At 50.8% G+C, this 13,283-nt stretch carries 11 protein-coding genes and 1 riboswitch; of the genes, 7 read left to right on the forward strand and 4 right to left on the reverse strand.

Annotated elements, in window-relative coordinates; all coding sequences use genetic code 11:
- Window positions 1-94 precede the first annotated feature (94 nt).
- A complete protein-coding gene (locus BLU30_RS03135; protein ID WP_090243375.1) occupies window positions 95-1,444 on the forward strand; it encodes a C-GCAxxG-C-C family (seleno)protein in 1,350 nt (449 codons plus the stop codon).
- A 71-nt stretch (window positions 1,445-1,515) separates the two neighbouring features.
- Here the strand turns inward: BLU30_RS03135 and BLU30_RS03140 are convergent, their stop codons facing one another.
- Entirely contained in the window at window positions 1,516-2,106 is a 591-nt protein-coding gene (locus BLU30_RS03140) for a ComEA family DNA-binding protein (RefSeq protein ID WP_176770809.1), read from the reverse strand.
- Between the two features lie 137 nt (window positions 2,107-2,243).
- Here BLU30_RS03140 and BLU30_RS03145 point away from each other — a divergent pair, with 137 nt between their 5' ends.
- The 5 genes from BLU30_RS03145 (at window position 2,244) to BLU30_RS03165 (ending at window position 9,498) form a co-directional block, all read left to right on the forward strand.
- The gene (locus BLU30_RS03145) at window positions 2,244-2,642 is read left to right on the forward strand and encodes an RrF2 family transcriptional regulator (protein WP_090243379.1); all 399 of its coding nucleotides are present in this window, start codon (window positions 2,244-2,246) and stop codon (window positions 2,640-2,642) included.
- A gap of 46 nt (window positions 2,643-2,688) precedes the next feature.
- Complete coding sequence (locus BLU30_RS03150; RefSeq protein ID WP_090243381.1) at window positions 2,689-4,593, forward strand: acyl-CoA dehydrogenase family protein; 1,905 nt, start codon at window positions 2,689-2,691, stop codon at window positions 4,591-4,593.
- A 39-nt stretch (window positions 4,594-4,632) separates the two neighbouring features.
- Window positions 4,633-5,838 carry an FprA family A-type flavoprotein gene (locus BLU30_RS03155; protein WP_090243383.1) on the forward strand — a complete coding sequence of 402 codons (1,206 nt, stop codon included), beginning with the start codon at window positions 4,633-4,635 and terminating at the stop codon, window positions 5,836-5,838.
- A 228-nt stretch (window positions 5,839-6,066) separates the two neighbouring features.
- Complete coding sequence (gene tdc / locus BLU30_RS03160) at window positions 6,067-7,911, forward strand: tyrosine decarboxylase (RefSeq protein ID WP_090243385.1); 1,845 nt, start codon at window positions 6,067-6,069, stop codon at window positions 7,909-7,911.
- Window positions 7,912-7,986: 75 nt separating this feature from the next.
- Entirely contained in the window at window positions 7,987-9,498 is a 1,512-nt protein-coding gene (locus BLU30_RS03165; RefSeq protein WP_090243387.1) for an amino acid permease, read from the forward strand.
- Window positions 9,499-9,580: 82 nt separating this feature from the next.
- On the opposite strand, the gene BLU30_RS03170 is transcribed toward BLU30_RS03165, so the two are convergent.
- A complete protein-coding gene (locus tag BLU30_RS03170; protein ID WP_090243389.1) occupies window positions 9,581-10,759 on the reverse strand; it encodes a M20 metallopeptidase family protein in 1,179 nt (392 codons plus the stop codon).
- 119 nt (window positions 10,760-10,878) lie between these two features.
- Window positions 10,879-10,969: riboswitch (TPP riboswitch) on the forward strand.
- Here BLU30_RS03170 and thiT point away from each other — a divergent pair.
- Window positions 10,961-11,623, forward strand: coding sequence for an energy-coupled thiamine transporter ThiT (thiT, locus tag BLU30_RS03175; protein ID WP_090243391.1), 663 nt, complete (start codon window positions 10,961-10,963; stop codon window positions 11,621-11,623). (Overlaps the previous riboswitch by 9 nt.)
- Window positions 11,624-11,700: 77 nt before the next feature.
- Here the strand turns inward: thiT and BLU30_RS03180 are convergent, their stop codons facing one another.
- Window positions 11,701-12,471 carry an ABC transporter ATP-binding protein gene (locus tag BLU30_RS03180; protein ID WP_090243393.1) on the reverse strand — a complete coding sequence of 257 codons (771 nt, stop codon included), beginning with the start codon at window positions 12,469-12,471 and terminating at the stop codon, window positions 11,701-11,703.
- 22 nt (window positions 12,472-12,493) lie between these two features.
- Window positions 12,494-13,276: an ABC transporter permease gene (locus tag BLU30_RS03185; protein WP_090243395.1), complete on the reverse strand. Its 783-nt coding sequence runs from the start codon at window positions 13,274-13,276 to the stop codon at window positions 12,494-12,496.
- Window positions 13,277-13,283: the final 7 nt, after the last annotated feature.

Below are 13,283 nucleotides of genomic sequence, written 5' to 3' on the forward strand. Positions count from 1 at the left end.
CCATCCGACTCCATTATACCGTGATTTAATCACGTACACATTGATAAAAAATCGGTTATAATAGAAACATATCATTCGTTAAAGGGGAATTTCTATGTTAAAAACCATTGCAAAAAAATTTTTTATTGATGAAAAAGCAAATTGTGCAGAAGCAGTCTACCGGGCTGCTGCCCAGTATTACCACTTTACTGCAGGTAAAGAGGATATCGCCATGGTCCGCGGCTTTGGCGGCGGTATGGGCTGTGGCAGTACCTGTGGTGCACTGGCCGGTGCATTATCCGCCCTGGGGCGTCTTTACGACGGTGAAAAAACCGCCCTCACCCAAACGGAACTAAGTGCCAAGCTTGTGGCTGCTTTTTCTGAAATCACAGAAGATACCAATTGCTCTGTCCTCAAAGAAAAATATTTTGAAGAAGAACAACGCTGTTTAAAAACGGTGGAGATTGCCTGTGATGCCCTCGAGGTGATTGCCGCAGAAAGTGGCTTTGGACCAATAACCACCACAACCCTATCCGCCGAAGATATTAAAGCCGCCAAGGGGATGGGATTCCTGCACAATAAAGGCACCAATGCCTTTAACTGCCGGGTCATCACCCGAAATGGCAGAATCTCCAGTGTTGAAAACGCCTGTATCGCAGAAGCCGCCAAACGCTTTGGCAACGGAAATTTGGCCTTTACCACCAGACTGACCGTGGAAATCCAGGGTGTTCCCTTTGAAAACATTGAACCCATCCGGGAATTCCTGGCAACTGTGGGCCTGGAAACCGGTGGAACTGGCAGTAAGGTCCGCCCGGTGGTGGCCTGTAAGGGCACCACCTGTCAATATGGCCTGTGCGACACCTTCGATTTGTCAGAAAAACTCCATTATATTTTTTACAAGGGCTACCGCAATGTCAGCCTTCCCCACAAATTTAAAATCGCCGTGGGGGGGTGTCCCAATAATTGTGTCAAACCGGACCTGAACGACATCGGCATCATTGGACAACGCCAGCCCATTTTGGATACCGATATCTGCCGAGGTTGTGGCAAATGTGCCGTCGAAAAGGGCTGCCCCATCGGTGCCAGCCAGGTGGTGGATGGAAAGCTTATCATTGACCGGGATATCTGTAATAATTGTGGCCGCTGTATTGCCATGTGTCCCTTTGAGGCTCTTTCCGGCCCAAGTAACGGCTTTAAGATTGTCATTGGTGGCCGTTGGGGTAAGAAAATAGCCCTTGGTCAAGCCCTGAACCATATCTTCACCACTGAGGAAGAGGTCATTGCCACCGTGGAAAAGGCCATCCTCCTCTTCAGAGAACAGGGTATCCCCGGGGAACGTTTCTCCGACACCATTGCCCGCATCGGTTTTGAACAGGTTGAAGCCCAGCTCCTGGCCGATGAGCTCCTGGCCCGGAAGGATGCTATCATCAATGAAATGACTGTGGTGGGGGGCGCCACCTGCTAAATAACGAGGGACTGTCCGTCCGCCTCTCCTGCAACCAGACGCAACAGCTTCCCCGCCGTTGCGTTCTTTTTTTACAACGTAATCCCGTCTTTAATCTGCTCAAAAAGCTTATCCCCAATGCGATTGACGTTTTTAAGCTCCTCTAAATTCGTGAAGGAACCATTTTTCGTCCGATAGTCAATAATATTTTGGGCCAGGACCTCTCCTATACCACTCAAGGTCATCAGCGTTGTCTTATCCGCGGTATTGATATTCACCAAACCACTGCTACTGATGGACCCGCCCCCTTCTTCCTCCCCTGTATGAATTGTCGGAATGGTAATCTTAGCGGCATCCTCAACCACTGCAGCTAAATTCAGGGCATCACCATCCGCCTCTGGAGACAATCCCCCCGCTGCATCAACGGCATCGATCACCCGAGAGCCTCCGTCTAAGGTATAGACTCCCGGATTATTAACTGCCCCAGCCACATGTACCAAGACCTTCGTGCTTGTGGTCTCCTGGACAGCGGAGGTGTTTCCTGCCGGTTCCACCGGGGTTAGCAGTGCATCTCGCTTCTGTTGTTGACGCACAATCCCCCAGATTACAATTCCCAGGAGAACGGCCCCAATGGCCAATCCATATCCCCATTTTTTACCATCAATTTTCCATTTTCTTTCCATCCGGCGTCGCCTCCCCCATTCTATTTCCCATTTAAAAATATTGTAACATGTAATTAAAATGTTTTCAAATACCCTTGACATTTCCATCACAACGTTTTATACTGGACTAAAAGAATCCAGTTTAATGAGAGGATCCAATGTTTATAACCAGAGAAATAGATTACGGTTTTCGTGTTGTTCGGGCCTTGCACCGAAACGGTCAGTGTACTGCTGCTGAGATTAGTGAACTTGAGGGCATTCCCACTGCCTTTGCTTACAAGATTTTGAAAAAACTCCAAAATGGAGAGATTGTTGAAATCATCCGTGGGAAATCCGGTGGCTACCATCTTAAGCAGAGCCCCGATACTTTAACCCTTCACGATATCGTAAAAGCCATCGGTGATGAAACTACCATCACCGCATGCCTGACTCCTGGCTATGTGTGTACATCCAATGAGAAAGGAAGGTGCAATGTCCACAGTGAGCTGCTTCGCATTCAAGCCGTACTCGAAGCTGAGCTTAAACGCAAAACACTGACAGAGGTATTCAACAGCTAATTCAAAATTCCCTTTTGGCAGAAAATTTCATAGGAGGTAGATTATTATGTTGTACAAAACCACAGATAACCACGAGGCCCTACGGACCAAGATTCGAGAATTCGCAGAAGCTGAGGTTAAACCCATCGCCTTCATGCTGGATCAAAACAACGAATTCCCAGATGAAGCCGTAGCCAAGCTTGGAGAAATGGGGATCATGGGGCTGCCCTATCCCAAGAAGTACGGTGGTGCTGGCCAAGATATTTTAAGTTATGCCATCGCCGTTGAGGAACTCTCTCGAGTTGATGGTGGAACTGGGGTTATCCTCTCTGCCCACGTATCCCTGGGCTCCTGGCCAATCTTTGCCTACGGCACTGAAGAACAGAAGAAAAAATACTTAGTTCCCCTGGCTAAGGGTGAAAAAATTGGCGCCTTCGGTCTAACCGAGACCAATGCCGGCAGCGACGCGGGTGAAACAGAAACCACCGCCGTCCTTCAGGGTGATCACTACTTACTCAATGGGGGAAAAATCTTTATTACCAATGCTGATAAAGCGGATACCTATGTGGTCTTTGCCGTCACCACACCAGACATCGGTGTACGAGGTATCAGTGCTTTTATCGTTGAAAAGGGCTGGGAGGGCTTCACCTTTGGAGATCACTATGACAAAATGGGAATCCGTTCTTCCTCCACCGCTGAATTGCTCTTCAACGATGTGAAGGTCCCAGTGGAAAACCTCCTGGGCAAAGAAGGCCAGGGCTTTAAAATCGCCATGTCCACCCTGGACGGCGGACGAATCGGCATCGCTTCCCAGGCCCTGGGTATCGCCCAGGGAGCCTACGAGCACGCCCTGGAATACGCCAAGGAACGGGAACAATTTGGTAAACCCATCGGTGCCCAGCAGGTAATTAGCTTCAAGCTGGCTGACATGGCCACCAAGCTGCGCTGTGCCCGATTCCTGATCTACAGTGCTGCCGAGCTGAAGGAAGCCCATGAGTCCTACGGCATGGAAGCCGCCATGGCCAAGCAATACGCTTCAGATGTCTGCCTGGAAATCGTCAACGATGCCCTCCAGATCTTTGGCGGAACCGGTTACTTAAAAGGGATGGAAGTCGAACGGGCCTACCGGGATGCTAAAATCACCACCATTTATGAAGGAACCAATGAAATCCAGCGTGTGGTCATCGCCTCTCATCTTCTGGGGAAGATCACCAAGGATACGGCCCCACGAACGGGAAAAAAGGGCCCCATCACCGGGGTTCGTAAGAAAATGATTCTTAAGGATGGCTCTGCCCAGGAGCGGGTGGCATCCGTCGTGGAATCCTTGAAAAAAGATGGCTATGATTTTACTGTGGGCATTCCCATGGATACCCCCATCCCCATGGCAGAACGGGTGGTCAGTGCCGGAAAGGGCATCGGCAGCAAGGAAAACATGAAGCTGGTAGAGGACTTAGCTGCCGCTGCGGGTGCAGTCATCGGTTCCTCCCGTCCAGTGGCTGAAACCCTGCGCTATCTTCCCCTGGATCGCTATGTGGGGATGTCCGGACAAAAGTTCAAGGGCAATCTCTACATTGCCTGCGGTATTTCCGGAGCTGGCCAACACCTTAAGGGCATCAAAGATGCCTCCACCATTGTCGCCATCAATAATAACCCCAATGCCCCCATCTTTAAAAATGCTGATTACGGCATCGTCGGGGACGTGGAAGAAATCCTGCCACTCCTTACTGCAGCTCTGGATACCGGAGAGGCCAAGAAACCGGCACCGCCCATGGTCAAGATTAAACGGGCCACACCGAAAAAACAGCCTCCAGCCTGGAAACTTTACGTCTGTAATGGCTGTGGCTACGAATACGATGCCGGTGCAGGGGACCCTGAAGCGGACGTGGCACCAGGTACCCTTTTTGAAAAACTTCCCGATGAATGGATCTGCCCGGAATGCGGCGAAGCAAAAGATCAGTTTGTCGAAGTATAATGGCTATATAAGGAAATCTCACAAACAGGAGGCATTGAAATGTATTGTGTAAGAAAAGTAACAGATGATTTGTATTGGGTTGGTGCCAGCGACCGTCGTTTGGCTTTGTTTGAAAATATCCATCCCATTCCCCGGGGCGTCTCCTATAACGCCTATGTACTGCTCGATGAAAAAACCGTTCTCTACGATACTGCAGACTGGTCTGTAGGGCGGCAATTTTTAGAAAATGTTGAAGCGGTTTTAAATGGACGACCCCTTGATTATATGGTTATCAACCATATGGAACCCGACCACGCTGCATCCATACAAGAAATTCTGCTTCGTTTCCCTGAAGTGACAATTATTACCACCGAAAAAGCGGCGATGTTTATGCATCAATTCGGCTTTTCCATCAACGACCATTTAGATGAGGTGGCCGAAGGCGATACCCGCTGCTTTGGCAAGCATACCGTCACTTTTGTGGCCGCCCCTATGGTCCACTGGCCGGAAGCCATGGTCACCTTTGATCTGACCGATGGTATCCTCTTCGCTGCCGATGCCTTTGGATCCTTCTGCGCCCTGGATGGCAAACTCTTTAACGATGAAGTCAACTACGACCGGGACTGGATCGATGAAGCCCGCCGTTACTACACCAATATCGTTGGGAAATATGGCCCCTTCGTGCAAAAACTCCTGGCCAAGGCGGGTACCATCGATATTAAGATGATTTGTCCCCTCCACGGTCTGGTTTGGCGCAGTGACTTAGGCTATATCATTGAAAAATATGATAAATGGAGCCGCTATGAGCCTGAAGAAAAGGGAGTGGTTGTCGCCTATGCTTCCATGTACGGCAATACTGAGACCGCAGCGAATATCATTGCACAAAAACTGGTAGAGCGCGGAGTGACCAACGTGGTGGTTTATGATGTCTCTAAAACCCACAAGTCCTATTTGATTTCTGATGTGTTTAAATACAGCCATTTGGTACTGGCCTCGGTGACTTACAATTTAGGAATCTTCCCGCCCATGCATGAATTCCTCATGGATATGAAAGCACTGAATCTGCAAAAACGGACCGTCGGTATTATCGAAAATGGCTCCTGGGCTTGTAAGTCCGGCAGCCTCATGTCCGAGCTTCTTGACCAGATGAAGGAAATGACCGTCCTGGACGACACCGTCACCCTGACCTCTTCCCTGAACGATATGGTATTGCCGGAAATGGATACCCTGGCCGATGCCATTGTGGAAAGCATGAAAGGCGAATGACACCCCTCCAATCTTTAACCGCCCCCTCCCTGAGGGGGTTTTCTTATTGCATCTTTTTAAGGAAATTTTATGTCAAAAGCCCCGATTTGTGCATTATCTGCCCCTTTTTGTCATTCCTATTTTTTGGTTCTCTCACTTAAGAATCGAGAATTATACTGACCTTAACCTAAGGAAACAGATCCACCCTACTGGATGCCTTAAGGAATAAAAACAATGGAGGTTACTACTTTGAAACACGTCGATGTAAAAGCACTTTTTATCGGTGATAAATCAGAAAACGGCGATTACTACAAAGAACAGATGGAAAAGCTCATGGATGCACACTTGGGCTGGCGACAGGATTATATGCCCGCAGATATGCCTGCCATCAGCGATGAAGACAAGCGTGACCCAAACTTTATTGCAACCCTTGGAAAAACCACAGAGGTTTTAGATGATCTGAACCAACGAATGCGCTCTGGCTCCATCCCCTGGAACAGCGCTGGACGGTATTGGGGGCAGATGAACGCGGAAACACTCATGCCTTCGCTCATTGCTTACAACTATGCCATGCTTTGGAATGCCAACAATGTCGCTCTGGAATCCTCCATGGCAACCTCCCAGATGGAAGCAGAAGTCGGTAATGATTTTGCCAATCTTTTCAGTTATACCGACGGATGGGGACATATCACCCACGATGGCTCCATCGCCAACCTCGAAGGGATCTGGTATGCCCGCTGCTTTAAATCCATTCCCCTCGCCATGAAGGATGTGTATCCTGAAAAGGTTGCCGGTCAATCGGATTGGGAGCTTCTCAATCTAAGCGTGGAAGAAATACTGGAAATGGTGGACTCCCTGAGCGCCGATGAAATGGATGCAGTCAAGGCGGCATCTTCCCGGAGCGGTAAACATATTTCCGATCTCGGTAAATGGATTGTTCCGGAAACCAAGCACTATTCCTGGGAAAAGGCTGTGGATATCTCCGGGGTTGGCCTCGATCAGATGGTAGCTATTCCCGTAAAAAGCAATTATCGTATGGATGTTGATGCTTTGGAAAAAACCATTCGACAGTTGGCTGCTGAAAAGACCCCTATACTCGGTGTCGTTGCCGTCGTTGGAACCACCGAAGAAGGTGCTGTGGACCATGTGGACCAAATCGTCGCACTCCGGGATCGCCTCAAAAATGAAGGGATTTATTTCTATCTCCATGTCGATGCCGCTTACGGTGGGTACGCCCGGGCTCTCTTCCTCGATACGGACGGCCAATATGTGGACTACGACAATATGGATGCCATGTTTAAGGAATATGACACCTTCCATTATCCAGTTGAAATTTCAGAGGATGTCTACAATGGCTATAAAGCTATCCAATTTGCGGAATCCATTACGGTGGACCCCCATAAAATGGGATATGTGCCCTATGCTGCTGGCGGGATTGTCATTAAGCATAAGGATATGCGCAATATTATCTCCTATTTTGCACCCTATGTCTTTGAAAAATCCACTGTGAAAGCTCCGGATATGTTAGGTGCTTTTATCCTTGGAGGATCTAAGGCCGGTGCCACAGCCGCTGCAGTCTGGACTGCCCATCGGGTGCTCGACCTCAATATTGCCGGATATGGACAACTCATTGCTGCCTCCATTGAAGCCGCGCACCGTTTCCGCGCCTTCCTGCAGAACCTATCCTTTACAGTTGACGGTCATACCATTGAAGTGTACCCTTTGAACCATCCGGATTTCAATATGGTGGATTGGGTCTTTAAAGAAAAGGGCTGCACCGATTTAGCCGCCATCAATGCCCTCAATGAAAAAATGTTTGATTATTCTTCTTATATGGAAGGTGATGTCTATGCCAATCATTTCATCTCATCCCATACAACCTTCAATCAGGATTCCTATGGGGACAGCCCTTTGGAATTTGTAGAAAGTATGGGAATCTCCGCCGATGAATGGCAAAAAGTCAAGGAGGTCACCCTGATGCGTGCCGCCATTATGACCCCCTATTTGAATGATGAAAAATTATTTGATTTCTATTCCCAGGCCATTGAAAAGGCTATGGGGAAAAAGCTGACAGAAATCTATCGTTCGAAGTAATCGCCATTACAGATCTGCTTGTCGCTCATCATCGGATTGTCGGTTTCTTACAATTAATAGAAAGAGGTGTTTTTCATGGGTAGCACTAAAAATTCAACACAAGGGTTGACCTTATCCAAGGTCAGTACCTTCACCTTTATCGGTATGACATGCGCCTTGGTTGCAAGCGTCAGGAATATTCCTGACGTTGCCGCCACTGGCTGGACAATGTTCTTTTATATGATTGTTGGGACACTCCTCTTTGGTTTGCCCATCGCCCTGATTTCCGGGGAATACGCTGGAATGTACCCCTCCGCTGCTGGCGGTCCGGAGCTCTGGACCACCAAGGCTTTGGGAAAAAAATGGGGATTTGTAACCTCCTGGCTCTTGTGGGTCCAAATGTTCCCGGGGATGGTCATGGTCGCCTCGGTTTTAGCCCCAATGCTGTGCGTGGGGATTAATCAGCCGGCCCTTGGTGAAAATAATATCTTTACTCTGGTCATGATTCTGGTGGTTTACTGGGCCGTTACCCTCCTGAATCTCAAATTCGATATGGCTAAAATCGGTGGAAAATGGGGAATCTGGTTTATGCTCTATATTCCAATTATCATTATCTTTTTACTCGGTGCCGCTGCCTTGTTTAAAACCGGAATCGATCCCCATAACCTCCTCGGCCATTTTGAAGCATCCTCCCTTGTTCCTTGGGGAAATAAAGGTGCCATTGAAAGTCTTCAGTATTTTGGTCCCATTATCTTTATCTTCACAGGGATTGAAATGTCCTCAGTTTATATCAAGCGTCTCGAAAAGCCCGTTAAGCAATATATCTCTGGTGTCTTTGCCGCTTTAGCCATTATGTTCATCGCCAACACCTTTAGTGCCCTGATTGTCGCCAATGTTTTAAATTCCGGCAATATTGACTTAAACAACGTCGCCCAGCCGGTGGTGTTCTTTTGTCAAATTCTTGGCTTACCCACCTGGATTGGTAACATCTTTGGTCTATTAGTCTTTGTAGGTGTCATGGTACAGCTTTCGGCATGGATTACTGGTCCCTCAAAGACCATCACCCAGGCTGCCCGTCGTGGCCTGTATCCGCCAAAATTCGAGTTTTGGAAAACCAACAAAATGGATGTCGCCCCAACCGTTCTTCTCACCCAGGCGACGATTATCTCCATATTTGCCCTGGTCTTCCTGCTAATTCCTGGTGTCAACAGCGCTTTCTTGACCCTTGTCAATGCCACCACCATCATCTATTGCTTTGTCTATATCATCATGGCCATTGGGATTATCCGTCTCCGGAAGACCCAGCCTGATCTGGCTCGCCCCTTCCGCGTTGGTAAAAAGGGCGATGGGCTACTCAAGGCCATCGCCATCATCCTCATGGCGATCATCGTTATTTCCTGCTTCTATTCAGTGTATTTTAGCTCCTTAGTCAGCGCCATTCTTACCGTTGTGGTCGCCTTTGCCTTCTTGATTATTCCCCTATTCATCTTTAAGAGGAGTAATCCTTCCTGGGTGACCAAGGTTCAGGAACTCATGAAGGATGAACCCCATAATATCCCTGAAGAATCAGAAGTCGATATTAAAAATGGGACGGCTGCACAAAAGTAAATAAGATGGTCACCATCATCGTCTATACTGGACGTACCAAAAACGCTCCCTTTCTGATTTGGAAAGGGAGCGTTTTATCCTATCATTTTTCTTTCTGGGCCGTCAGCGCCGCCTGGACCAGCACCGAGGCCGCCACGGCCAGGGCATCGTCATTGGTGTGAAACCGGGGATGATGGAGGGCCGGACAATTCCCGTCGAGTGCCCCGCTGCCGAACCAGAAGAGGAAAGATGGTACCCGCGCCATGATCATGGCGAAGTCCTCACTGGCCAGGGTGGGTGTCACAGAAACGATATCCGCCTCATCCACTACGGACCGGGCAGCCTTCCGGGCCAGGGCGGTCATCTCCGGTGAGTTGTCAGCCAGGGGGATATCTTCCTTATATTGAATTTCTGCGGTGCATTCGTAAGCCGCGGCGGTACTGGCCACGATGGCCTCCACCCGGCTGCGGGCCCGTGCCATGGCCGGAGCGCTCAGGGAGCGGATGGTGGCGGCCATCTGGACCTGGTCCACCACCAGGTTATCCATACTGCCCCCCTGGATGGCATTCACCGAGCAAATGAGATGATCCATGGGATCGGTATTCCGGCTGACGATGGTCTGCAGCCCCTGGACCATGGCGGCGGCGCAGACGATAGGGTCTACGCAGAGATGGGGCATGGAGCCATGGCCCCCCCTCCCTGTGACGGTGATGACGAAGTTAACCTTAGCTGCCATGAGCGCCCCTTCCTTGACGATGACCTTTCCCGCCGGTACACCTGGCCAATTGTGCAGCCCAAAGAAATAATCGGGCCGGGTCTGCTCCAGAAGGCCAGCCTCCAGCATGGATTGAGCACCGGTCGTAGTTTCCTCCGCCCGCTGGAATAGGAAGATGACATCCCCTGAAAGCTCGGTCCGCCGTCGGCTCAGGACAAGCGCCGCCCCCAATAGGGCGGCGGTGTGGAAATCATGGCCGCAGGCGTGCATCACCCCTGGGACGGTGGAGCAATGGGGGCTTTCCCATTCCTCGGTCTGGGGAATCGCGTCGATATCGCAGCGCAGCCCGATGGTGGGACCATCCCCTCTGCCGGACAGCCGGGCCACGATGCCGGTATCCACTGGCAGATCCAGGATCTCCACCCCCGGCAGCGCCGCCATGATGTCACCAATGCGCCGGGTGACCTCATATTCCCCATTGGACAACTCCGGATGGGCATGCATCCAATCCTTAAATTCCCGTATTTGCTTTTCCTCTTCGATACGCATTTGATTTTTAAATGTCATTCTTCCTTCCTCCTGTCCTTTGTACTCCATCCCATTATAGTCCATATTCCCGGGAAGTCAAAGGTGCGGGAGATGTTTCCATTTAAGAACTTGACAGACCGGCTAAAGAAGCGTATATTGAAAATTGCTGGGGGCGCCCTTCGGGCTGAGAATGCACCCCTATTACTTGATCCGGATAATACCGGCGTAAGGAGGCATCATATGTTAAATTTTTTCGTCGTACCCAATGGTGACGGCAGCTACGCCCTCTCCATCAGGGGCTATATGGCTGCGGCCATCATCGTATTCCTCATCCTCATCCTGTCCTCGATGCTGACGGACAGTAAGAAGCGCATCGACACCCGGGAGCTTACCTTCGCAGCGGTGGCCATCGCCCTCACCCTCGTCACATCCTTCATCAAGCTCTGGCATATGCCCATGGGCGGGTCCATCACCCTGTTTTCCATGCTGTTTATCACCCTCATCGGCTATTGGTACGGTCCATCCTTCGGTATTCTCACCGGAGTGGCCTACGGTATGCTGCAACTCATCATCGATCCTTACATCCTCAGCCTACCTCAAATGCTCATTGACTATCCCCTGTCCTTCGGGGCTTTAGGGATTTCTGGCTTCTTCGCCAACAGGAAGCACGGGATGGTCCTCGGCTATCTGGCGGGAGTCGCAGGACGTTATTTCTTTGCCGTCATTTCCGGCGTGGTCTTCTTCGGGATGTATGCGGCAGACTTCGGCATGTCCCCCCTGCCCTATTCACTGGCTTATAACGGCCTGTATATCGGCGGGGAGGCCCTCATCACCGTGGTGGTGCTGCTGATTCCCGCGGTTTCCAAGGCCCTTGCCCACCTGAAGGTCCAGACTTTAGCTTAAGACACTATTGAATAAAACCAAAACCCATTCCCATTTCAAGCGACTTTCAACGCCCTGGCTTATCCTCACGACTAATACTACAGATAATATTCCAGGGGATGCTCATGCTTTAGGTTGATCGCCTGGAATACCCGGTCCCGCATCACCACGAAGTCATCGGAGGTCCGCTCCCGCAAATGGGGCATATCCACCTTCAGCACGGTGTGGATACGCCCGGGGTTCGCTGCTAGGATGACGATGCGGTCCGCCAGGTATACCGCCTCTTCAATATCATGGGTAACAAAGATAATGGTCGTGCCCGTTTCCCGGCTGAGGGCCAGGATATCCTCCTGGAGCTTCATCCGGGTGATGGCGTCCAAGGCACCAAAGGGCTCATCCATGAACAACACCTCCGGCTGGACCGCCAAGGCCCTGGCGATGGCCACCCGCTGCTGCATCCCGCCGGAAAGCTGTCCCGGGAACTGGTCCCGGGCATGGGCCAAGCCCACTAGCTCCAGGTAGTGGGTGATGACAGCCTTGCGTTTCGATGGATCCATTTTATCCACCTCCAGACCCAGGGCCACATTCTGGGCAACGGTGCGCCAGGGCAGCAGACCATAATCCTGGAAAATCATCAGCCGCCTCCTTTGCGGTGCTGACACCGCCTGGCCGTCAATAATAACCGAACCGGTATCCGCCTTTAAAAACCCTGCCATGATATTTAGCAGCGTGCTTTTCCCACACCCCGACGGCCCCAGCAGGCAGGTCAGCTCACCTTTTTTTATTCCCAGATCAATGCCCTGAAGGGCCGCCGGGCCATCACCCTGACAGGGAAAGGCCTTCGATACATTTTGCACGTCGATGAACATGTCTTCCACTCTTTCTTCTGATCTATACATTTCCCAGACCCCAACGTTTTTTAACCCAGTGCTCGGCCATGCCCACCAGCTTGTTCAGCACCAGGCCGATCCCTCCGATGACGAGGATGACCGCCAGAAGAGCATCCGGACGAATGCTGTTTTTTGCATCCATGATCAGGAATCCCAATCCTGATTGGGCCCCCACCATCTCACCAGAAACCAGAAAAATCCAGGATGTCCCCAGGGCCAGCTGGAGGCTTGTCATAATCTGCGGAAAAATCCCCGGCAGGATAACTTTAAAAATCCGTTGCCAACGGTTCATCTCAAAGTTCTCAGCCACCTTCCAATAAACTGCTGGCAGGGCACCCACAGCCTTTACCGTAGACAGCAGCACCGGGAAAAACCCAGCAATGAAGATGATGGCGATGGCGGGGATATCCCCGATTCCCAGCCACAGCACGATAAAGGGCATCCAGGCCACCGGTGCCACAGGACGCAGCAGCTGGATGAGCGGGTTGACATAGGCAAAGGCCCTTGGAAAAAGCCCCAGCATCAGCCCAAGGCTAATCCCCAGGATGGCCGAAAGGGTGAAGCCCATCAGGAAACGGGCCAGGCTCACCAAGATATTGCCCAAAAGGCTGGCCTCAGAAAGACTGCCGGCCAATCCCCCGGTCCACAGCTCCCCAAAGGCGGCCCCCACCTGTAATGGTGAGGGAAAAAGGCTGGTATTCACCTGGCCAAGGCTGACCGCCAGCTGCCAGAGGATAAGCAGGACGAGGCAGGTGACCGCGGTATGCTTCATTGCTGATTTCATCGCGGCC

This window comes from Eubacterium barkeri, from assembly GCF_900107125.1.
In the GTDB taxonomy this organism is placed as follows: Bacteria; Bacillota; Clostridia; order Eubacteriales; family Eubacteriaceae; genus Eubacterium_O; species Eubacterium_O barkeri.

Bases quoted from the DNA above. Each gene is read 5' to 3' on its own strand.
- BLU30_RS03135 (WP_090243375.1), top strand. From the start codon at position 95: ATGTTAAAAACCATTGCAAAAAAATTTTTTATTGATGAAAAAGCAAAT.
- BLU30_RS03140 (WP_176770809.1), bottom strand. From the start codon at position 2,106: ATGGAAAGAAAATGGAAAATTGATGGTAAAAAATGGGGATATGGATTG.
- BLU30_RS03145 (WP_090243379.1), top strand. From the start codon at position 2,244: ATGTTTATAACCAGAGAAATAGATTACGGTTTTCGTGTTGTTCGGGCC.
- BLU30_RS03150 (WP_090243381.1), top strand. From the start codon at position 2,689: ATGTTGTACAAAACCACAGATAACCACGAGGCCCTACGGACCAAGATT.
- BLU30_RS03155 (WP_090243383.1), top strand. From the start codon at position 4,633: ATGTATTGTGTAAGAAAAGTAACAGATGATTTGTATTGGGTTGGTGCC.
- BLU30_RS03165 (WP_090243387.1), top strand. From the start codon at position 7,987: ATGGGTAGCACTAAAAATTCAACACAAGGGTTGACCTTATCCAAGGTC.
- BLU30_RS03170 (WP_090243389.1), bottom strand. From the start codon at position 10,759: ATGACATTTAAAAATCAAATGCGTATCGAAGAGGAAAAGCAAATACGG.
- thiT (WP_090243391.1), top strand. From the start codon at position 10,961: ATGTTAAATTTTTTCGTCGTACCCAATGGTGACGGCAGCTACGCCCTC.
- BLU30_RS03180 (WP_090243393.1), bottom strand. From the start codon at position 12,471: ATGTTCATCGACGTGCAAAATGTATCGAAGGCCTTTCCCTGTCAGGGT.
- BLU30_RS03185 (WP_090243395.1), bottom strand. From the start codon at position 13,276: ATGAAATCAGCAATGAAGCATACCGCGGTCACCTGCCTCGTCCTGCTT.